General features: G+C 61.1%; 19 protein-coding genes. 9 read left to right on the top strand and 10 right to left on the bottom strand.

Annotated elements, in window-relative coordinates; genetic code table 11:
• Positions 1–4: 4 nt before the first annotated feature.
• The gene (cuyB, locus tag ACEN8R_RS13745) at positions 5–1,504 is read left to right on the top strand and encodes a cysteate racemase (RefSeq protein ID WP_495624981.1); all 1,500 of its coding nucleotides are present in this window, start codon (positions 5–7) and stop codon (positions 1,502–1,504) included.
• Here the strand turns inward: cuyB and ACEN8R_RS13740 are convergent.
• The 3 genes from ACEN8R_RS13740 to ACEN8R_RS13730 form a co-directional block, all read right to left on the bottom strand.
• Entirely contained in the window at positions 1,501–1,887 is a 387-nt protein-coding gene (locus tag ACEN8R_RS13740; protein WP_064617016.1) for a DUF488 domain-containing protein, read from the bottom strand. The genes cuyB and ACEN8R_RS13740 overlap by 4 nt on opposite strands.
• Positions 1,888–1,898: 11 nt before the next feature.
• Complete coding sequence (pcsA, locus tag ACEN8R_RS13735; RefSeq protein ID WP_018928045.1) at positions 1,899–2,621, bottom strand: phosphatidylcholine synthase; 723 nt, start codon at positions 2,619–2,621, stop codon at positions 1,899–1,901.
• Between the two features lie 197 nt (positions 2,622–2,818).
• On the bottom strand, positions 2,819–3,184 hold the full coding sequence (locus tag ACEN8R_RS13730) for a VOC family protein (RefSeq protein WP_064617017.1): 366 nt from the start codon (positions 3,182–3,184) through the stop codon (positions 2,819–2,821).
• A gap of 107 nt (positions 3,185–3,291) precedes the next feature.
• Between ACEN8R_RS13730 and ACEN8R_RS13725 the strand changes: the two genes are divergently transcribed.
• Positions 3,292–4,083: a tellurite resistance TerB family protein gene (locus ACEN8R_RS13725; protein WP_495624980.1), complete on the top strand. Its 792-nt coding sequence runs from the start codon at positions 3,292–3,294 to the stop codon at positions 4,081–4,083.
• Between the two features lie 123 nt (positions 4,084–4,206).
• Here the strand turns inward: ACEN8R_RS13725 and hglS are convergent, their stop codons facing one another.
• The 5 genes from hglS to ACEN8R_RS13700 form a co-directional block, all read right to left on the bottom strand.
• Positions 4,207–5,598, bottom strand: a complete 1,392-nt coding sequence (hglS, locus tag ACEN8R_RS13720) for a 2-oxoadipate dioxygenase/decarboxylase HglS (RefSeq protein WP_495624979.1) — start codon at positions 5,596–5,598, stop codon at positions 4,207–4,209.
• A 129-nt stretch (positions 5,599–5,727) separates the two neighbouring features.
• Positions 5,728–6,945, bottom strand: coding sequence for a glycolate oxidase subunit GlcF (gene glcF / locus ACEN8R_RS13715; RefSeq protein ID WP_495624978.1), 1,218 nt, complete (start codon positions 6,943–6,945; stop codon positions 5,728–5,730).
• A gap of 1 nt (position 6,946) precedes the next feature.
• Positions 6,947–7,996 (bottom strand): glycolate oxidase subunit GlcE, encoded by a 1,050-nt coding sequence (gene glcE, locus ACEN8R_RS13710; protein WP_495624977.1) that lies wholly within the window; start codon positions 7,994–7,996, stop codon positions 6,947–6,949.
• Positions 7,996–9,495, bottom strand: coding sequence for a glycolate oxidase subunit GlcD (glcD, locus tag ACEN8R_RS13705; protein WP_495624976.1), 1,500 nt, complete (start codon positions 9,493–9,495; stop codon positions 7,996–7,998). The genes glcE and glcD overlap by 1 nt, the downstream gene beginning before the upstream one ends.
• Before the next feature lie 64 nt (positions 9,496–9,559).
• Positions 9,560–10,504, bottom strand: coding sequence for an alpha/beta fold hydrolase (locus tag ACEN8R_RS13700; RefSeq protein WP_018928038.1), 945 nt, complete (start codon positions 10,502–10,504; stop codon positions 9,560–9,562).
• A 260-nt stretch (positions 10,505–10,764) separates the two neighbouring features.
• On the opposite strand from ACEN8R_RS13700, the gene ACEN8R_RS13695 reads away from it, so the two are divergent.
• Positions 10,765–11,838 carry a diguanylate cyclase gene (locus ACEN8R_RS13695; protein WP_026286574.1) on the top strand — a complete coding sequence of 358 codons (1,074 nt, stop codon included), beginning with the start codon at positions 10,765–10,767 and terminating at the stop codon, positions 11,836–11,838.
• 134 nt (positions 11,839–11,972) lie between these two features.
• Positions 11,973–13,214: a M20/M25/M40 family metallo-hydrolase gene (locus ACEN8R_RS13690; protein ID WP_495624975.1), complete on the top strand. Its 1,242-nt coding sequence runs from the start codon at positions 11,973–11,975 to the stop codon at positions 13,212–13,214.
• Positions 13,215–13,335: 121 nt separating this feature from the next.
• On the opposite strand, the gene ACEN8R_RS13685 is transcribed toward ACEN8R_RS13690, so the two are convergent.
• Together ACEN8R_RS13685 and ACEN8R_RS13680 are read right to left on the bottom strand one after the other, a co-directional pair.
• On the bottom strand, positions 13,336–13,947 hold the full coding sequence (locus tag ACEN8R_RS13685; RefSeq protein ID WP_086945487.1) for a glutathione S-transferase: 612 nt from the start codon (positions 13,945–13,947) through the stop codon (positions 13,336–13,338).
• 109 nt (positions 13,948–14,056) lie between these two features.
• Entirely contained in the window at positions 14,057–14,977 is a 921-nt protein-coding gene (locus ACEN8R_RS13680; RefSeq protein ID WP_007939390.1) for a MurR/RpiR family transcriptional regulator, read from the bottom strand.
• A gap of 311 nt (positions 14,978–15,288) precedes the next feature.
• Here ACEN8R_RS13680 and ACEN8R_RS13675 point away from each other — a divergent pair, with 311 nt between their 5' ends.
• The 5 genes from ACEN8R_RS13675 to ACEN8R_RS13655 all read left to right on the top strand — a co-directional run bounded on the left by ACEN8R_RS13675 (position 15,289) and on the right by ACEN8R_RS13655 (position 21,509).
• On the top strand, positions 15,289–17,226 hold the full coding sequence (locus ACEN8R_RS13675; protein WP_495624974.1) for a bifunctional 5-dehydro-2-deoxygluconokinase/5-dehydro-2-deoxyphosphogluconate aldolase: 1,938 nt from the start codon (positions 15,289–15,291) through the stop codon (positions 17,224–17,226).
• A gap of 202 nt (positions 17,227–17,428) precedes the next feature.
• Positions 17,429–18,322, top strand: coding sequence for a myo-inosose-2 dehydratase (gene iolE, locus ACEN8R_RS13670; RefSeq protein ID WP_495624973.1), 894 nt, complete (start codon positions 17,429–17,431; stop codon positions 18,320–18,322).
• The gene (gene iolB, locus ACEN8R_RS13665) at positions 18,319–19,128 is read left to right on the top strand and encodes a 5-deoxy-glucuronate isomerase (protein ID WP_433786127.1); all 810 of its coding nucleotides are present in this window, start codon (positions 18,319–18,321) and stop codon (positions 19,126–19,128) included. The genes iolE and iolB overlap by 4 nt, the downstream gene beginning before the upstream one ends.
• A 30-nt stretch (positions 19,129–19,158) precedes the next feature.
• Positions 19,159–20,661 (top strand): CoA-acylating methylmalonate-semialdehyde dehydrogenase, encoded by a 1,503-nt coding sequence (locus ACEN8R_RS13660; protein WP_064617027.1) that lies wholly within the window; start codon positions 19,159–19,161, stop codon positions 20,659–20,661.
• A gap of 26 nt (positions 20,662–20,687) precedes the next feature.
• Entirely contained in the window at positions 20,688–21,509 is an 822-nt protein-coding gene (locus tag ACEN8R_RS13655; protein WP_018928030.1) for a TIM barrel protein, read from the top strand.
• Positions 21,510–21,513 lie beyond the last annotated feature (4 nt).

Below are 21,513 nucleotides of genomic sequence, written 5' to 3'. Positions count from 1 at the left end.
CACCATGAAAACGAAATCGAAGCCATCCCGTGAGTCTTCATTGGTACACAAACTGGGCATCGTCGGCGGGCTTGGCTCACTGGCCGGCGGCGATCTTTTCTATAAGTTGGTGAAGTCCAGGGCGGTACTGGAGGATCAAGGCCGCTATCACTTCCTGTTCGAGCAGCACCCGTTCAAAGATGTGCTGATGCCGTTGGATCGGGGCGCGAGCATGACCTCCAGAAAGTTCTATGTTTTCCAGGTCTGTCAGACTTTCGAGGCCAGCGGGGTCAGCGCGATCGTACTGCCGTGTTTTGCCAGTCACACTTTCCGCGAAGAGATACAGGAGGAGATAGGCATACCGGTTCTGGACATGATGGCCGCATTGCGCAGGCACATCGACCATGTTGTTGAACCCGGCACGGTATTGGGCATTCTCGCCTCAGACTATGTTCGTCACGCCGGTTTGTTCGAACGCTACTTCGGCTCCGACTTCAAACTCGTTTATCCAGGTGCCGACGAACAATCGGGGTTGATGGAAGCGATGTATGGCGTCAACGGCATCAAGGATGGCTACCTTGACGGTGTACCGCTGGAATGCGTGTATCAGGCCTGCCTGTCACTTCAGGAGCAGGGGGCCACGATGGTCTTGCCGGGCATGACCGAGCTCTCGTTGGTCTGCGGCGACCTGCAGCGTCGGGGCATCACGGTGCTGGATATCAATGAGATTTATGCCGGCTTCGCGACTCAGCAGAAAGGTCAGTCGAATCGCCCACCCTTCAAGCTTGGGATCGTCGGCGGGGTGGGGCCTGCGGCAACGGTCGATTTCATGGGCAAGGTGGTTGCGCATACACCGGCCGGCCGTGACCAGGAGCACATCAAGATGGTGGTCGAACAAAACCCCCAGATTCCTGATCGCACCGCCAATTTGTTGAATGACGAAACTGATCCGACGATGGCGATGTATGCCACCTGCAAGCGGCTTGAAAGCGCTGGAGCCAATGCCATTGCGATCCCGTGCAACACCGCCCACGCATTCGTCGAGCGCATCCAGGCACACTTGCGCGTACCCATTGTGAACATGCTTGCCGAGACGGTAGAGGCCATCGTTCAGCGGTATGGCGCCGGGAAAACAGTGGGGCTGCTGGCGACGTCGGGCACGATCAAGAGTCAGGTCTACCACGAGGCGGCCCGGCGAGTCGGGTTGCACATAGTCGCCCCCGGGGTGGATTACCAGGCGCTGGTCATGGAAGCGATTTATGGGTCGCTCGGGATCAAGGCCGGGTTCACCGAGGGCCTTTGCAGGGACCAACTCCTGATCGCCGCCGAGCACTTGTGTGAACTGGGCGCCGATGTGCTTATCCTGGGATGCACGGAGTTGCCGCTGGTGCTGCAGCATAGCGAGGCCTTCATGATCAAAGGTCATCAAGTGGCATTGATCGACCCGACGACCATTCTGGCTATGAAGTGTATTCAGCTTGCCCGTGAACATTCGGGCGAGCGATCAAATCTGCATCTTGGCTAAACAATTTTTGCGCCCCGTGCCTCCAGCAACTCCCGTAATACGGAGCGATGGCAGTGCGCTTCGTCTTCGCAATAACACCCCACGGCCAGTGAGGTTTGATGGGAGAGGGCGGCCAGCAGGTCCAGCAGCTGACTGGGCGCGGGATGGTTCATCTCGGCCTTGAACTTGCGCTTGAAGCTCTCCCAGGCTTTGGCATCTTCTGCCGCCTTGGCTTCGGCCACCAGTTCGGGGCTGGGGGACAGCAGCGGTTGCCACACATCATAGAAATCACGGCTGGCGAATTCGGCCTTCGGTACGCCACGGGGCGGGCGGCGTACCGTGCCCAGGCGCAGGCCTTCATTTGCGGTGCGAGGCGAACCGAGTCGCACGATATGGATGGGCATGAATGCAGTGCCTATTTGAGCCGCGAGCCGTCGAACCACTCCAGCGCCGTGCGCCAGATGCAGATCCCCAGGAAGTACGCCGACATCAGCAGCCACAGGCCCATCACCAGTGGATTGATGACCGGATGGTTGAGCACCAGCGACAAGCTGCACAGCAACCAGATGGCCGTCACGGCAATGTTGATCGGCATGAAGCGGCGCACGCGGAACGGGTGCAGGAATTTCATTCGAGTCACGGTCAACAGCGCCAGGCCGATCACGGTGAGCAACGTGATCCACGGCGACGGACCGATGATGTACAGGCACAGCGCAACCACGTTCCACGCAGCGGGGAAGCCCTGGAAGTAGTTGTCCTTGCTCTTCATGTTGACGTTGCAGAAGCAGAACAGCGACGACACCAGAATCAGCGACACGGTCAGCAGCAGGGTGTAGTCCGGCAACGGGATGTAACGGTAGATGAACAGCGCCGGGATAAACACATACGTCAGGTAGTCGATCACCAGATCGAGGATCGAGCCGTCGAAACTTGGCAGCACCGATTGCACATTGACCTTGCGTGCCAGCGCGCCGTCCAGCCCGTCGACGATCAGCGCCACGCCCAGCCACAGCAGGCAATGGGTGGGCTGGTTCTCCAGCAGGGCGAGGGTCGCGAGGAAAGCAGTGACCACGCCGGTGGCGGTAAAACCATGGGCGCCCCATGCTTTGAGCCTGGCGATGTGTACGGTGGATATCACGGGGGCGTTCTCCAGAAAATGAAGCAAGCCAGTTATCACCCCGCTATTGAGGGCGTCGGCAAACCGGATCGGGTTGCAGGTATCGACCGGATTTTCGGGGATAAGGTTCACCACCTTTGAATCTTAGACGCCGCGCAAAAAAATACCCCGGAAATATCCGGGGTACGTCATGAGCGTTGTATGCCAGTGTTGTCAGCTTAATGAGGAAAGAACACACGCAGCCGATGGTTATCCGGGTCAAGGGCGACGAAGGTCCGACCGAAGTCGAGTTCGGTCGGTGTTTGCAGCATGGTCAGCCCCAGGGCGCTCCACTTGGCAAACAGTGCATCGACCTGTTCGGCAGACTCCACCGGGAACGCCAGCTCGGTCCCGCCGCCCGTTACAGTCGTTGCAGGTTCGGCGGTATGCCGCGACCAAAGCCCCAGTTTATAGCCGTCGTCCAGGACAAACAGGGCGAAGGTCGGCGATTCTTCCACGGGCTTGCGCTCCAGCAGAAACTCATAAAACCGTGCACTGACGGCGGGGTTGTCCACGAAAAGCAAAATGAAACGGGGAGTGATCATGGGGTTGCTCCATTAGAAGGTGGACGCAGCATAAAAGGAGGCGCTGTCAGTTTCTGTCAGGAGTGTGAAGGGGCACCTTTTGGCGTCAGCCAGACGGAGTTGGCGGAATGTCCGGCGAGGACTATCGTTGCCTGACTTGGTTTCTGCCCATCAATGAGGACGTCGTCATGAACACCAGCGATTTGCTTGAGCAATTACTGCGGGCCGGCCAGGGCTCGTTGTCGCAACAAGGTGGTGGTGCGGCGTCGACTCAAGGCGGCTTGGGCGGCTTGGGCGATTTGGGTGGCTTGCTCGGTGGCCTGTTGGGTGGCAGTGCGGGTGGAGGTGCTGGCGGCGGAGGTCTGGGAGGTTTGCTCGGTGGTCTGTTGGGCGGCGGTTCCCCTTCGGGCGGTTCAAGCCAAACGCGCTCGGGCGGCACCAACTATGCGGCGTTGGCCTCTTTGGGGATGATGGCGTTCCAGGCCTATCAGGCATGGCAACGCAGCCAGGCCTCGGCACCCCAACAGGCGCCGCGTACCGTTGATCTGTTGTCCGGTCCGGAAATCGAAGACCACAGCCACGCCATCCTTCGCGCCTTGATCGCCGCCGCCAAGGCCGACGGCCGTATCGACGACGCCGAGAAACAAATGATCAGCACTGAAATCGGCCGCCATACCGACGACCCGCAACTGCAACAATGGCTCGATGACGAAGTCGCCCGGCCGCTGGATGCCGCCGATGTGGCGCAGTCCGCCCAGGACCCGGGCATGGCCGCCGAGATGTACCTGGCCAGCGTGATGCTGGTGGACGATCAGCAGGATGCCGAGCGCAATTATCTGGACGAACTGGCCGCTGCGCTGAAGATCGATCCAGAGCTGCAACTGCACCTGGAGCAACAGGCCAAGGGCGGTGCGGCTTAAAAGGTCGAAAACGTGCCGTGCCGGCAACGACGCGACGAACGACGGGGCGGCCCCCCTCCTGCATGAAATACGTATTTCTGCAGGAGCTGGCGAGGCCCACGATCTTTTTCGCGGCCATAACGCCTAATCGGTCACCTTCAAGCCCAATGCTGCAAAACACTCTTCGATCGATCGCCGCTGCGTCTCGGCATACAAGCCCAACTCATCAATCGTCGACCGTCCCAGCGCCTTTTCGAACGCCTGTTGGTTCGAGTGCACACCATAGTGGGTTTGCGCCGCGTCCCCCAGGTTCGACTGAAAAATCCCCGCCGCACTGACCGGCAGGAAGTCTTCGTACACCAGCGGTTCTACCCGCACATACCCGTCACGGAGCAAATCCTCCAGCGACGCGTCTTTCAGCCCATCCGCCGCCAGGCCTTTTTCGGTCACGAAGTAGCGAAAGTACGCCAGTTCCTGTTGGCGCATTTCTTCTACGGTGTCAGGGAATTCGCCAAAATGCTGCGTCATTAGCGCGTTGTAGCGTGCGGCATTGGCTTCGTTGGGGAACTCCTTGAGCTCATCCCGGGCAGCGTTGAGCAAACGGTCGTAAAGTGCCCGGCCCTTGGGCGTGAGCGCTGCGCCGCGCTGTTCGATTTCACCGAAGCGGGCGCTGTGGCTGCCACGCATCTCGGCTTGATCGGTAAAAGCAATCGGCTCGTCCAGCGCCTTGAAGCTGGTTTGACGCAGCAGAATCGGGCATTGGCGGCGGGGTGGGCCTTCGATCACCGCTTTGGGGGTAATGCCATGGGCGGGCATTTGTGCCTGGACGATGTCGATGTCCAGGGTGCGCGGCGTCAGGTGGTTAATGTGCGGGCCTTTGAACGCCACCACGTCGGCGATCAGTCGATGCTGGGCGCTGAGTTGCTGGTACTGCTTGGCGGTGACGGTGGCGCTGTGGTGCCAGCGGAAGGTTTCCAGGGCTTGTGCGACGAAGTCCTGCGCCTCGTATTCGGTCAGGCCGCCCTGGGTTTCGGCGCGTTCGATGAGCGTCAGCGCGGCCGGGGTGAAGATTGAACGCTGGTCCAGTACCGACTGGGCAAAGGCCCGCAGTTCGGTGTCTTCGATCAGTTCCAGGCGCAGTAGCGAGGTGAACACCCGGAACGGGCTGACCTGCAACGCCGCCTCATGCACGGCACGAAATGCAGTGGAATGCACCGGCACGCCGGCCGGGGTCAGGTCGTAATAGCCCACCGGTTGCATGCCCATCACCGCGAACAGGCGGGCGAGGGTTGCCAGTTCAGTGGCGGTGCCGACGCGGATTGCACCGTGGCGCTCCAGGTCCAGCCGCTGGATTTCCCCGGTGCTGTGCAGCTGGCGGGCGATTTGCGGGTCGCTGTCCAGCACGTGGCGGTTGGTCTGTTCCACCAGTTCCATCAGCGCGCCGTACAGCGGCACTTCTTCGCGGTACATGTCGGACATCGCTTTGGAGAAGCGTTGGCGGATCAGGTCAGGGCTGACGAAATTCGGGTGGCTCATGAAAAAAATTCCTGGCGCAGTGACGTAACGGATGCCGGAAAAGATCGCAGCCTTCGGCGGCGCCGACAAACGAAGTTTCTGACGAACTTCATTCTGCCAAGGACTGTTCTTGCCACTCAGGCTGCTCGGTCAACGCAGCACTTGGTCCACCAATTCGATCCAGTGCCTGACTGGGGTGCGCCCGGCGCTGTTGAGGTGGCTCTGGCAGCCGATGTTGGCGGTGGCGATGACTTCTGGGTGGCCGCTTTCCAGGGCGTTGAGTTTGTTGTCGCGCAGTTGCCGGGCCAACTCCGGTTGGGTGATCGAATAGGTGCCCGCCGAGCCGCAACACAAATGACTGTCGGGTACAGCTGTGAGATTGAAGCCCAACCGCGTCAACACGGCCTCGACCGCGCCGCCGAGTTTCTGTGCGTGCTGCAAGGTGCAGGGGCAGTGAAAGGCGATCCGTCGGTCGGTGGCGGCGCAAACTCGCTCCAACGGCTCATCGGCCAGCACTTGCACCAGGTCCAGGGCCATTTCGCTGACTCGCCGTGCCTTGGCCGCATAAACCGGGTCGCGCTCCAGCAGATGCCCGTAGTCCTTGATGAATGCGCCGCAGCCGCTGGCGGTTTGCACGATGGCTTCGGCGCCGCTTTCCAGGTACGGCCACCAAGCGTCGATGTTGCGTCGGGCGCGGTCCAGGCCCACGGCTTGGGCGTCGAGGTGATAGTCCAGCGCACCGCAGCAGCCGGCTTCCGGCACCGCAATCACACTGATTCCCAGCCGATCCAGCACCCGCGCCGTCGCGGCGTTGGTGTTCGGTGACAGACCGGGTTGTACGCAGCCTTCGAGCATCAACACCTGGCGCGCATGCCGAGGGACGGGGCGTTCGCCCGGAGCAGGGAGGTCGTGGGGTAACTTCGCCTCAACCCCCCGTGGTAGCAACGGCCGGAAAGTGGCGCCGATCTGCAGCAGGGTCTTGAACAGGTTCGGGTTTGGCGCCAATGCCCGCAGGCCCTGACGCAACAGTCGTTGACTGGCTGGGCGTGGCACCGCTTGATCGATCACGGCGCGGCCAATGTCCAGCAGGTTGTGATAATCCACCCCGGACGGGCAGGTGGTTTCGCAGTTGCGGCAGGTCAGGCAGCGATCCAGGTGCAATTGGGCTTTGGCTGTGGCGGGGGCGCCTTCGAGCACTTGCTTGATCAGGTAGATGCGCCCGCGCGGCCCGTCCAGTTCGTCGCCGAGCAGTTGGTAGGTCGGGCACGTCGCGTTGCAGAACCCGCAATGCACGCAGGTACGCAGAATCTTGTCCGCTTCTTCGGCGCGGGGCAGTAATTTGGACTGCTCGCTTAGGTTGGTTTGCATGCTAGAACTCCGCGTACATCCGCCCAGGGTTGAACAACCCTTGCGGGTCCAGTTGCGCCTTGAGTTGCCGGTGATAGCGCAGCAGCGCCGGGGCCAGGGGCTGGAAAGGCATTTCTGTGACGCCATGGCTGAAACAGGTGGCATGGCCGCCGTGCTGCTGAGCCAGTGATTGAATGTTATCGGCTGCTGATTTCAACCAGCGTTGCGCGCCACCCCAGTCGATCAACTGCTCGCCGGGCAAGTCCAGTGGCCCGAGGTTATTGGGCAATGACAAGCGCCACAACGGCAGGCCTTCATTGAAAAAGTCTAGTCGTTGTTCGTTCAGGTCGGACCAATAGGCCGAGTCCAACGGTTCGCCGCCGAGCCGTTGATGGGCCGCCGCGACCGAGCCTTCGCCACCTTCCAGGCGCAGGTACAAACGCTGGCCATCGTGGCTGGCAGCGCTGATGGGCAGCGGTTGCTGGCCCCATTGCGCCAGATTGGCCAAGGCGCGGGCGCAGTCGATGTCCAGGCTGATGCTCAGGCATTGCCGGGGTTTGGGCAGCACTTTGAGCGAGACTTCAGTCAGCACGCCGAGGCAGCCGTAGCTGCCGACCATCAGGCGCGACAGGTCATAACCGGCGACGTTTTTCATCACTTCGCCGCCAAAGCGCAGGTGAGTGCCCAGACCGCTGATCACCCGCGTACCGAGGACAAAATCCCGCACCGCGCCGGACCACGGGCGCCGCGGCCCGGACAGCCCCGCGGTGATCATTCCGCCGACGGTGGCGCCTTCGCCGAACGACGGCGGCTCGCAGGGCAACATTTGCCCCGCGGCATCCAGCGCGGCAAACAGTTCGCTCAGCGGTGTGCCGGCGCGAACGCTGATCACCAGTTCCGTCGGGTCATAGCTGACGATGCCGCAGTGGGCGCGGGTGTCGAGCACTTCGCCGGCCACTTCACGGCCGAGAAACGCCTTGGTGTTCCCTCCCTGAATGCGCAGCGGCGTGGCGTTTTCCCGCGCCTGCCTGACCTGCTCGAGCAGGGTTGCACTGGCATCGAAATCTGCCATCAGAAACGCTCCAGCTCAGGGAACGGCAATTGCCCGGCGTGGATGTGCATCGCACCGAACTCCGCGCAGCGGTGCAGGGTCGGGATGTTCTTGCCTGGGTTGAGTAAACCCTGGGGGTCGAACGCGGCTTTCACCGCGTGAAACAAGGTCAACTCGTCACTGTTGAACTGCGCGCACATCTGATTGATTTTCTCCCGGCCCACGCCGTGCTCGCCGGTGATGCTGCCGCCGACTTTCACACACAGTTCAAGGATCTTGCCGCCGAGGGCTTCGGCCCGTTCCAGTTCGCCGGGCTGGTTGGCGTCGAACAGAATCAGCGGGTGCATGTTGCCGTCACCCGCATGGAACACGTTGGCCACCCGCAAGCCGTATTCTTGCGCCAGGTTGGCGATGCCCTTGAGTACGCCGGGCAGTTCGCGACGGGGGATGGTGCCGTCCATGCAGTAGTAGTCCGGCGATAGACGGCCGATGGCCGGGAAGGCGTTTTTGCGCCCGGCCCAGAACCGCACGCGCTCGGCCTCGTCCCGGGCCTGGCGCACCTCGCTGGCGCCGGCCTGTTGCAACACCTCGCGGACTCGCTCGCAATCGTCATGGACATCGGCTTCGACGCCGTCCAGTTCGCACAGCAGGATCGCCTCGGCCTCCACCGGGTAACCGGCGTGGATGAAATCCTCGGCGGCGCGGATCGCCAGGTTGTCCATCATCTCCAGGCCACCGGGAATGATCCCGGCGGCGATGATCTCGGCCACCGCGCGACCGGCCTTTTCCACGGAATCGAAACTGGCCAGCAGGACTTTGGCGACCTGAGGCTTGGGCAGCAGTTTGACCGTGACTTCGGTGATGATCCCCAGCAAGCCTTCGGAGCCGGTAAACAGCGCCAGCAGGTCAAACCCCGGCGCGTCCAGCGAGTCGGCGCCGAGGGTCAGGTGTTCGCCTTCAAGGGTCAGGATTTCGAGTTTCAGCAGGTTGTGCACGGTCAGGCCGTACTTGAGGCAATGCACGCCACCGGCGTTTTCCGCGACGTTGCCGCCGATGGAACAGGCGATTTGCGAGGACGGGTCCGGTGCGTAATACAACCCGAAGGGCGCCGCTGCCTGGGAAATCGCCAGGTTGCGCACCCCTGGCTGGACCCGTGCGGTGCGGGCGGCGGGGTCGATGTGCAAGATGTTGTTGAATCGCACCATCACCAGCAACACGCCTTTGTCCAGCGGCAGCGCACCGCCGGACAACCCGGTGCCGGCCCCGCGCGCCACCACCGGCACGTTCCGGGCATGGCAGAGCTTGAGCAGTGCCTGCACCTGTTCAAGATGCCGGGGCAGGGCCACCAGCATCGGCGTGGTGCGATAGGCCGAGAGACCGTCGCATTCGTAGGGCTTGAGTTCTTCCTCGCGCCAGAGAATGTCCAGGTCCGGCACCTCCTGTTGCAAGGCCTTGAGCAGCACCGCCTTGTCGACATTGGGCAGGGCGCCGTCGATGCGTTCGTCGTAAAGAATGTTCATCAATCGCGCCTCGTATGAATCGCCGAGCATCCCCCCCGAATTATCTGCCAACCCGTAGCAGCTGCTATGAGGCGGTGGGGGTCATGTGATGCGCCCGCAAAAACTCCCGGTACAAGCGTGCGGTTTTGGTCGGCTGCTCAACCATCGGCATGTGGCCGACACCGTCCCAGATTTCCACCCGCAGATCGGCGATGCCCTTGCTCCAGACGGGCACGCTGCTGACGTCGATCAAGCGGTCCTTGCGCCCCCACAGCAGCAGCGCCGGGCATTTGATATCGGGCAGTTTTGGCTCCATCGGCGGGCTGGCCCGGAAGTCCCTGAAGATTTCTTCCAGCTCGTCGCGCTGCTGTTCATAGCGCTGGGCGACAGCGTCCAGCACGATCCCCGGTACCCATGGCGGCGAAGCCATGGTCATGGCGTAGAAATGCTGAAACTCTTCACGGGAATGAATCAGGAACGGGTTATGGCCGCGAGCCAGGTGGCGCTCCATGTCGCTGGGTTCCGGGGCAGTGACGCCGGCCGGGTCGAGCAGCGCCAGCGAGACTATACGTTCGGGGTAATTGACCGCCAGCCATGCCGCGATGTAGCCACCCATGGAATTGCCGATCACGTGCACCTTCTCGACGCCGCAGACATCGAGCAACTGGATCAATCGTTTGGCCTGGACCGGAATGTCGTAGCCACCACCGGCCTTGAAGCCGGTTTCGCCATGGCCGGCGAGGTCGGGGATGATCACCCGGTAGTCGTTGACGAAATGCCGGGCGAAGCGCAGCCAGATATTCTTGTCGGCGCTGTAGCCGTGCAGCATCAGTATGTTGCTGGAGGCTTCGTAGGGGCCGCCTTGCCAGGTCGAGACGGTCATTTCGGTGATCGGCACAATAAGCTTGTGCAACCGATACAGCCGGGCCTCCAGCGCCATGTTCAAATCATAGAGCCAGTAACCGATGGCCGGGTAGCTCAACCAGCTCCAGGCCGCGAAAACGGCGATAGCGACAACCAACAAAAGCATCAGGCTATTCCTTTTGCAGTGATCAGGACGGAAGGTGGTTGGCGGAGCCTCTGCAGCGGCCTCCTGTTTATCGTGGTTTATCGATCCCTTACTTCATGTATAGACAAACATTGGGCACTCGCCTCATCGCGATACCACACTATTGGAGCTACCAGCTGTCAGACCGTCATCCGGTGATGGCTATTCGCCGTTCCCCTGATAGACTTCAATCACTTTCACCCATGTGATGTCAGGCTCGGTTCAGTAGTACAGAGGCCTCTATGGAAAAAAAGGGAGGAAAGGGACTTTCATTGGCCAGGAGGCTTTATGGGTCGCGCATCCTGGGTCTGGCCCTTGGACTATTGTGTGTCGGTGCAGGGATGTATCCACTCGACCCCGCGCCCTGGGTCTGGGTGGTGATGCTGTTCAACGGCGTCATCTGGCCGCATGTGGCCTATCAATGGGCGCGTCGGGCGAAAATTCCTTATCACGCCGAACACCGCAACATTCTGGTGGACGCGTTTCTCGGCGGTTTCTGGGTGGCCGCCATGCAGTTCAATCCGCTGCCCAGCGCAGCTACGCTGTCGATGATGGCGATGCACAACGTGGCCATCGGTGGCTTGCGTTTTCTGTTGGCGGGCGCCGTCGCGCAGATCCTCGGGATCGGCCTCGGGCTGCTGGTGTTCATGCCGGCTTTTGTCCCGCAAACCAGTCCATTTCAGCTATACGCCTGTTTACCTTTACTGTCGATTTATCCGATGTCCCTGGGCTGGGTCTGCTTCCGTCAGGCCCACACTCTGGGCCGACACAAGCGCGAGTTGCTGGCCCTGAGCCGCACCGACAGCCTGACTGGCCTGCTGAATCACGGCGCCTGGAAAGACCAGCTGGAAATCGAGTTTCAGCGTTGCCGGCGCCAACAGAAGGGCGGGGCGATTGCGTTGATCGATATCGACCATTTCAAGACCATCAACGACACCTACGGCCATGTCGCCGGGGACATCGTCTTGCGTCAGCTGAGCAAAATCCTCAAGCAGAACCTGCGGGCAGCCGATGTCGCCGGCCGCTATGGTGGCGACGAATTCTGCGTGCTGCTGCCGGACCTGCCGCTGGAACGTGCCGCCGTGGCGATGGATGCGCTGCGTGCTCGTTTCGCCACGTTGGGTTACGAGCAGAACCCGGCGCTGAAGGTCAGCTTGAGCATCGGCCTGGCGGCCTTCAACCCGGCCCACGACGAAGCGACCCTGTGGCTCAACGACGCCGACCAGGCGCTCTACGAAGCCAAGAGCACCGGCCGTAACCGCGTCATTTGCCATGGCGACGGAAAGCCGCGTAAAGAGTTGCTTGATTCTGTGTAACCCAATAACCACACAAGCCCGCTCCCACAGGGAATGTGTGGTCATGCAGGTTTGTATGTGTCGCATCCGGTGTAGAGCCTTGCGTCGTAGTCAGGTAGGGTCTAAAGACCCCGACACGAAACAAGGATCGATTCATGACGTTCAAGCTCCCGCGTTCCCTCCTGGCCACCAGCCTTGGCCTGACCCTCGCCCTCGGCGCCTTCACCCCCGCAGCCTTCGCCGAACCCCACAAACAAGTCCTCGCCGATGCAGAACAGTACAAGGCTGAAGCCCTGAAACTGCTGGAACGGCTGGTGAACATCGACTCCGGCTCCGGCTATGAACCGGGCCTGACCCAGGTGAGTGACATCGCCATCGAAGAGTTGAAGAAACTGGGTGCCACCATCGAACTGGTGGCCAACACCCCGGACGAGAGCAACCATGTGCTGGCTACCCTCAAAGGCACCGGCAAGGCGAAAATTCTGCTGATGGCGCACATGGACACTGTGTTCAAGGAAGGCTCCGCCGCCGAGCGCCCGTTCCACATCAAGGACGGCCGCGCCTATGGGCCGGGCGTGATGGACGACAAGGGCGGCGTCGTCGCCGGGATCTACGCGCTGAAAGTCCTCAAGAACCTCGACTTCAAGGACTACGCGCAGATCACCTTCCTGCTCGATGCCAGTGAAGAAACCGGCTCGGACGTCGCCACCGACCTGATCAAGAAAACCGCCAAGGCCCACGATGTGACCCTCAACCTCGAACCGGGCCGCCCGGCCGATGGCCTGGTGGTCTGGCGCAAAGGCAGCGCCACTGCCGTGGTCGAGGTCAAAGGCAAGGCTGCGCATGCGGGCGTTGCCCCGGAATTGGGGCGTAACGCTGCCATGGAAGCCGCGCACCAGATTTTGCAACTCGGCAAACTGGGCGATGAAGCGAAGAAAACCACCATCAACTTCACTGTGCTCAAGGCCGGCGACCGCACCAACGTGATTCCGGATCAGGCTACGGCCAAGGCTGATGTGCGGGCGGCGGTGCCGGAGGAGTTCGACCGGATCGAAAAGGACCTGGCGCGGGTGTCGAAGGACAAACTGATTGCCGATACGCAAGTCACCACCAGCCTCAAGCGCGGCTTGCCACCGATGCCGCAAACGGCGGAATCGGATCGCTTGATGGCCATGGCTCAAGGCATTTACGGCGAAATTGGCCGCAAGTTGACGGAAGAAGGCAGCGGCGGGGCGGCAGATGCGAGTTTGTCCGCGGGTGTTGGCACGCCGACGCTGGACGGGTTCGGGATTGTCGGCGGCAATATCCATACGCCTGAAGAGTACGCCGAGGTCGAAAGCGTGGCGCCGCGGATTTATTTGCTGTCGCGGATGATTATGGAATTGGCCAAGCAATAAGCCACACTGCCCGCTGATCGACAAACTTCGCAGGCAAGCCTCGCTCCTACAAGTTATGCGCAAAATCCTGTAGGAGCGAGGCTTGCCCGCGAAGACGGCAGTTCAGGCGCAACCCATCCGCCTACTCGATCGGTGTATCGATAAACACCTCAAGCCCTTCGGCATACGCCGTGAACGCGTTGATCAGTGGAAACTGCGCAGCATCCACCTGATCCGGCACCACCAGGTTGGTAAAACTCCAGGCCACCGCCAGGCTAATCCCATCCTGAGCAATCGAGCCATCGGTCTTCAGCGGCTGCTTTTCCAGCTCCCGCTCCAGCGCCGAATACGCTGCCGCCAATTGTCCTTCGACCCGTTCCACCCAAGGCGCGTACTGAATTTCCGCTGGCCGCAGGTTGCGTTCGTAGTAAAGCTGTACCGACTTCTCGCACGCCGCCAATGCCAGGCCGATCAGCCGCAGCGAGCGCAAGCGTTGAACCGGATTGTCGGATATCAGGCTTTTACCCGGAGCGGCCAAGGCTTCGAGGTAATCGATGATCAGCGTTGAATCCATCAACACCTCACCGTCATCCAGCACCAGCGTCGGCGCCTTCACCACCGGGTTGATCTGCTGGAACTGCTCGAAGTGCCTGAACACCGAAACCGACGCGTGTTCCAGCGGGATGCCCAGGCATTTGGCGGAAATGGCGACGCGCCGCACGTAGGGCGAATCCAGCATGCCGATCAGTTTCATTGAGCCTCTCCTTACAGACGGTCCTTGGGGATGGACAACCTTAGCCGAGGTTCAGCGACCTGCAAGCGGTTTCGCGCTAATCCTCAGGCCTATCGTTCATCCTCGAAGGCTAATCCTCAAAGCCTGCCTGCTCATGAATCTCATCGACCTTCAATTCCAGTCGATAAGCCACGGCGATGAACAGCGCCTGGCACAGGCACAAGGTGGCACTCAATGAACGGAAGGCAAACGAGCTGCCCTCGTTGACCAGCAGCACGGTGTTGGCGCGCTTGGCCAATGGCGAGAGGTTGCTGTCGGTGATGATCAGGGTTTTCGCCTGATGGTGCTGGGCGATGCGCAGGCAGTGCTGGGTTTCCTTGCCATAGGGCGTGAAGCTGATGGCGATCACCAGGTCGTTGGCGCGCACGCTGCGCATCTGCTCGCGGTAACTGCCGCCAAGGCCCGACACCAGGTGGATGCGCTTGTTGGTGTGTTGCAGGTTGTAGACCAGGTAATCGGCCACCGCGAACGAGCGGCGCACCCCGACCACGTAGATGTTGTCGGCATTCACCACCAGGTCCACGGCCTTGTCGAAAGCCTGGTCATCGAGTTCCAGCCCCAATCGTTCGATGCCTGACAGGGTGGCGTTGATGCATTCGCGCGCCAGGTCGCCGCCGCTGGCCTTCTGTGACTTGTTGGCGATCATGCTGCGGATGCGTTGCTGGTAGTTCTGCACCGGCGTGGTCTTGTGGGTGTAGGCCTCGCGGAACAGCGCCTGCATTTCACTGAACCCGCTGAAGCCGAAGCGCTGGGAAAAGCGCACGATGGCCGACGGGTGCACTTCGCACTCGCGAGCGATGTCGCTGATGCGGTCAACCATGATCCGGTCGCTCTGCTGGCTCATGTAGCTGGCGATGCGTTTGAGCTGGCGCGGCAGACTTTCGTACTCCTCGGTGATCAGCTGCAACAGACGCTCGGCATTGATCGGAGGGCTGGCGAGATCGCTGTCGGGCGAGCTCTCGGTCGTAGCCGGCTGATCGGTGCGGGACATAAGAAATCCTTCTGGCTTGTTCTTATAGGGATGACGGTTCTCGTCACCCCCTGACAATAGGTTGGCTGTGCGCAGTCTACAGGGTAGGCCGGAATAAAATCTTGAGCTTGCAATCGGCCTGGGGCCTGCTGAAACGATGCACGGTGTCTGGAACGCTTGTATCAAAGTTTATTGGAAAAAATATTCCACGTAAAAAATATATAGAATAAATATTGATTGTTCGGTCCCGGTCGTTTTAGTCTGCATCCACCAAGAGTGTTCGGCGCCTTCATCGCCCCGGACGCAGGCTGATAAAAATAACAGGAGCCAGCATGGGCCAGACTCGTTTTGCCAGTGGGCGTCAATTGGATCTGATTTGCCTCGGACGCCTTGGCGTCGATCTTTATGCGCAACAAGTCGGGGCGCGGCTGGAGGATGTGAGCAGCTTCGCCAAGTACCTGGGCGGTTCGTCCGCCAACATTGCCTTCGGCACCGCGCGACTGGGGCTGAAGTCGGCGATGTTGAGCCGGGTAGGGGACGACCACATGGGCCGTTTCCTCGTTGAATCCCTGGTCCGTGAAGGCTGCGACGTCAGCGGCATCAAGGTCGATCCGGAACGCCTGACCGCCATGGTCCTGCTGGGCCTCAAGGATCGCGAAACCTTTCCCCTGGTGTTCTACCGCGAAAACTGCGCCGACATGGCGTTGCGCGCCGAAGACATCAGCGAAGCCTTTATCGCTTCCAGCAAAGCCCTGCTGATCACCGGCACCCATTTCTCCACCGACGGTGTCTACAAGGCGAGCATTCAGGCGCTGGACTACGCCGAAAAGCACAACGTCAAGCGGGTCCTGGACATCGACTACCGCCCGGTGCTCTGGGGCCTGGCCGGCAAGGCGGACGGCGAAACCCGTTTCGTCGCCGACCAGAACGTCAGCCAGCACGTGCAGAAAATCCTCCCGCGTTTCGACCTGATCGTCGGCACTGAAGAAGAATTCCTGATCGCCGGCGGCGCCGAGGATCTGCTTACCGCGCTGCGCAATGTCCGGCGCCTGAGCGCGGCAACCCTGGTGGTCAAGCTCGGCCCGCAAGGTTGCACGGTGATTCACGGGGCGATCCCGGCGCGTCTCGAAGACGGCGCGATCTATCCCGGTGTGCGCGTCGAAGTGCTGAATGTGCTGGGGGCCGGCGATGCCTTCATGTCGGGTTTCCTCAGTGGCTGGCTGGAGGACGCCAGCGACGAGCGCTGCTGCCAGTTGGCCAATGCCTGCGGCGGTCTGGTGGTGTCGCGCCATGCCTGCGCCCCGGCGATGCCGACCCGCGCCGAACTCGATTACCTGTTCAACAGCCCGGTGCCGATCACCCGGCCGGATCAGGACGTGACATTGCAGCGTCTGCATCAGGTCAGCGTGCCGCGCAAACAGTGGAAGCAGCTGTTCATCTTTGCCTTCGATCATCGCAGGCAACTGGTGGAGCTGGCCCACAAGGGCGGGCGCGACCTGAACGCTATCTGCGAACTCAAACAACTCTTTATCAAAGCCGTGGAACGGGTCGAGGCGGATTTGCGTGAGCAGGGCGTCGACGCCGATGTCGGCTTGCTGGCCGATCAACGTTTCGGTCAGGACTCGCTGAACGCCGCCACCGGTCGTGGCTGGTGGGTGGCGCGGCCAGTGGAAGTGCAGGGTTCGCGGCCATTGGCGTTCGAACACGGGCGCTCGATCGGCAGCAACCTGATCGCCTGGCCGCAAGAACAGATCATCAAATGCCTGGTGCAATTCCATCCCGACGACGAGCCTCTGCTGCGTCTGGAGCAGGAGGCGCAGATCAAGGGCCTGTACCAGGCCTCGCAGGTCAGCGGGCATGAATTGCTGCTGGAGATCATTCCGCCCAAGGATCACCCATCACCGCATCCAGACGTGCTCTATCGCGCCCTCAAACGCCTCTACAACCTGGGCATCTACCCGGCGTGGTGGAAGATCGAAGCGCAAAGCGCCGAGGAGTGGAAACAACTCGACGAGCTGATCCAGGAACGCGACCCGTATTGCCGTGGCGTGGTGCTGCTGGGCCTGAATGCCCCGGCGGCGACCTTGGCCGAAGGGTTCCAACAGGCCAGCCAGAGCCAGACCTGCCGTGGTTTCGCCGTGGGCCGGACGATCTTCCAGGAACCGAGCCGCGCGTGGCTGGCCGGTGAAATCGACGACGAGGCACTGATTCGCCAGGTGCAGGGCACCTTCGTCGAACTGATCGATGCCTGGCGCACGGCCCGAGCCTGAAAAAATTAGCTGATTGATGAGGCTTTTGTGGCGAGGGAGCTTGCTCCCGCTCGGCTGCGAAGCAGTCGCAAACCTGTGAATGCGGTTTACCTGATACACCGGGCTGATTGATTCGGGACTGCTTCGCAGTCCAGCGGGAGCAAGCTCCCTCGCCACAGGTGATCGGTTGAACATTTTTGAGAAAACAATAAAAGGTGCAGCCATGCCCGCTATCCGAATTGGCATCAACCCGATCTCCTGGAGCAACGACGACCTGCCGTCCCTCGGTGGCGAGACGCCGTTGAGCACCGCCCTCAGTGAAGGCAAGGACATCGGCTACGAAGGCTTCGAACTCAACGGCAAGTTTCCCAAGGACGCCAAGGGCGTCGGCGATGTATTGCGCCCGTATGACCTGGCGCTGGTGTCCGGTTGGTATTCCAGCCGTCTGGCCCGCCGTTCCGTGGCCGAGGAAATCGACGCCATCGGCAGCCATGTCGAGCTGCTGGCGAAGAACGGCGCCAAGGTGCTGGTCTATGGCGAAGTCGCCGACTCCATTCAAGGCCAGCGCATTCCATTGGTCGAGCGCCCACGTTTCCACACCGAGCAGGCCTGGCGAGAATACGCCGACAAACTCACCGAACTGGCGCGCTTCACCCTGTCTCAGGGCGTGCGTCTGGCCTATCACCATCACATGGGGGCCTACGTCGAATCCCCGGCCGACATCGACAAACTGATGGCGTTTTCTGGCAGCGAAGTCGGCCTGCTGTTCGATTCGGGCCACTGCTACATGGGCGGCGGCGAGCCGTTGCAGGTATTGCGCAAACACATCGAACGGGTCTGCCACGTGCATTTCAAGGACGTGCGCAAACCGGTGGTGCAACTGGCGCGCAACAATCTTTGGAGCTTCCCGGACTGCATCATCAACGGCACCTTCACCGTGCCCGGCGATGGCGACATCGACTTCAGCACCTTGCTCGACGTGCTGCTGGGCGCCGACTACCACGGCTGGCTGGTGGTGGAAGCCGAGCAGGATCCGGCGGTGGCACCAAGTTACGTCTACGCGAAAAAAGGCTACGACACCTTGCGTGCGCTGCTCGACGAGAGGACCGCGCAATGAGCCTGCTGGTCAAAAGCAATGCCCGTGGCCGGACCATGGTCGAGTTGGGGCAGGGTGAGCTGGAATACGTCGGCTTTGCCGCTTACCGCCTGAGTCTTGGCGAAACCCTACCGGTCAGCGCGGGCGACAAGGAATTGTGCCTGGTACTGCTCAGCGGTCGGGTCGGCATCAAGGGTGAAGCACCGGGGCAGGGCGCATTCGACTGGGACAACATCGGCGATCGTCAGTCGGTGTTCGAAGACAAATCACCGTTCGCCGTGTATTTGCCACCCGGCAGCCAGGCCCAGGTGGTGGCGTTGAGCGACGTGCAAATCGCCGTGTGCGCGGCCCCCGGTTCGACGACCGAAAACCTCGTCCCAAGGCTGATCAAACCCGACAGCATGAAACGCAGCGTGCGCGGCAAGGGTGCCAACACCCGTTATGTCTGCGACATTTTGCCGGACACCGAGCCCGCCCATTCGCTGCTGGTGGTGGAAGTGCGTACGCCGTCCGGTCACTCGTCGAGCTACCCGCCGCACAAGCACGATACCGACGATCTGCCGCACCAGAGCTTTCTCGAAGAAACCTATTACCACCAGATCAACCCGCCCCAGGGCTTCGTGTTCCAGCGGGTCTACACCGACGATCGCAGTATCGATCAGGCCATGGCGGTGGAAAACAGCGACCTGGTGGTGGTGCCCAAGGGTTATCACCCGGTCAGCGTGCCCTACGGCTATGAGTCGTATTACCTGAACGTGATGGCCGGCCCGAAACGCGTCTGGCAGTTCCATAACGATCCGCAGCACAGCTGGCTTCTGGATCTCTAAATTCCAACATTCAAAGGGAGAACAAGAACAATGAGCGACGCCCCGGTCATAGGTCATTACATCGACGGTCAGGTGCAGGACAGCGGTAGCGAGCGGTTCAGCAATGTCTTCAATCCGGCCACTGGCAGCGTTCAGGCGCGGGTCGGGCTGGCCAGCCAGAAGACCGTGGACGAGGCCGTCGCTTCGGCCATGAAGGCGTTCCCGGCCTGGTCCGAGCAATCGTCCCTGCGCCGTTCGCGGGTGATGTTCAAGTTCAAGGAATTGCTCGACCGCCATCACAACGAACTGGCCGAAATCATTAGCCGCGAACACGGCAAGGTGTTCTCCGACGCCAAGGGCGAAGTGACCCGTGGCATCGAAATCGTCGAATACGCCTGCGGTGCGCCGAACCTGCTGAAAACCGATTTCAGCGACAACATCGGCGGTGGCATCGACAACTGGAACCTGCGCCAGCCATTGGGCGTCTGCGCCGGCGTTACGCCGTTCAACTTCCCGGTGATGGTGCCACTGTGGATGATCCCGCTGGCGCTGGTCACCGGCAACTGCTTCATCCTCAAACCGTCTGAACGTGATCCATCCGCCAGTTTGTTGATGGCTCGTTTGCTCACCGAAGCCGGGTTGCCGGACGGTGTGTTCAACGTGGTCCAGGGCGACAAGGCGGCGGTCGATGCCTTGCTGCAACACCCGGACATCGAGGCGATTTCCTTTGTCGGCTCGACGCCGATTGCCGAGTACATCCACCAGCAAGCCACCTCGCGTGGCAAGCGTGTACAGGCGCTGGGCGGGGCGAAGAACCACATGATCGTCATGCCCGATGCTGATCTGGACCAGGCGGCGGACGCGCTGATCGGCGCGGCGTACGGCTCGGCCGGTGAACGTTGCATGGCGATTTCGATTGCCGTGGCCGTCGGTGATGTCGGTGACCAGTTGATTGCCAAACTGCTGCCGCGCATCGATCAACTGAAGGTCGGCAACGGTATGCAGGGCGACAGCGACATGGGGCCGCTGGTGACCGCCGAACACAAGGCCAAGGTCGAGGGTTTTATCGGCGAAGGCGTGGCCCAGGGCGCGCAGCTGATTGTCGATGGGCGCAACTTCAAGGTGCCGGGCGCCGAGAAAGGCTTCTTCGTCGGCGCCACGCTGTTCGACAAGGTCACGACCGAGATGAGCATTTACCAGCAAGAGATCTTCGGACCGGTGCTGGGCATTGTGCGCGTGCCGGACTTCGCCAGCGCCGTGGCGCTGATCAACGCCCATGAATTCGGCAACGGCGTGTCCTGTTTCACCAGCGACGGCGGCATCGCCCGCTCGTTTGCCCGCAGCATCAAGGTCGGCATGGTCGGCATCAACGTACCGATTCCGGTGCCCATGGCCTGGCACTCGTTCGGCGGCTGGAAGCGCTCGCTGTTCGGTGATCACCACGCTTATGGCGAAGAAGGCATTCGCTTCTACAGCCGCTACAAAAGCGTGATGCAGCGTTGGCCCGACAGCATCGCCAAGGGCCCTGAATTCAGCATGCCGACAGCCAAATAATTCACGTGTGCGGAGAACAACAAAAAATGAGCAAACCCCTGCGTTTCGCCTTGAACCGTATGGTCGCCCCACGTTTGTCCCTGCCGGCGTTCATCGAGTTGGCGGTGACCCTCAAGGCCGACGCCATCGAGATTCGCAACGACCTCAAAGGCGTCGAGATCGAGGATGGCACCGCACCCGAACACGTCCGTGAGCTGTGCGCGGCCAAAGGCATCACTGTGCTGTCGATCAACGCGCTGTATCCGTTCGATGTCTGGAATGACGAGCGCCGCGCACATGCCCTGAAGCTTGCCGCTTATGCCCGTGACTGTGGCGCACGGGGCTTGGTGATGTGCCCATTGAACGACCGCGCCGATCCACGAACCGAAGCGCAGCGTGCGTCCGGCCTGCGCACGGCGTTGAGTGAACTGGCACCGATCCTGCGCGATCACGGCATTCTCGGCTTCATCGAACCGCTGGGTTTCGAAGAATGCTCGCTGCGGCGCAAACGCACGGCAGTCGATGCGATCAAGGCCATCGGAGGGCTGGATGTGTTTCGTCTGGTGCATGACACCTTCCACCATCACCTGGCCAGCGAGCATGAATTCTTCCCTGAACTGACCGGGTTGGTGCACATCTCCGGCGTCGAAGATGCCGAGGCGCCACTGGCGACCATTCGTGACGGCCATCGGGTGCTGGTGGGCGAGGGCGACATCCTCGGCAATGCGGCGCAGATCGACACCTTGCTCAGTAGCGGCTATAGCGGCTACCTGTCGTTCGAACCGTTTGCCGACAGCGTCCATGGCCTGGCGGATATCCAGACGGCGATCGGCGCGAGTATGGATCACCTGCAGAAATCCCTGAGCTGACATC

Source organism: Pseudomonas sp. Pseusp15 (genome assembly GCF_059492165.1).
This window is presented reverse-complemented; position numbering and strand designations above follow the sequence as displayed.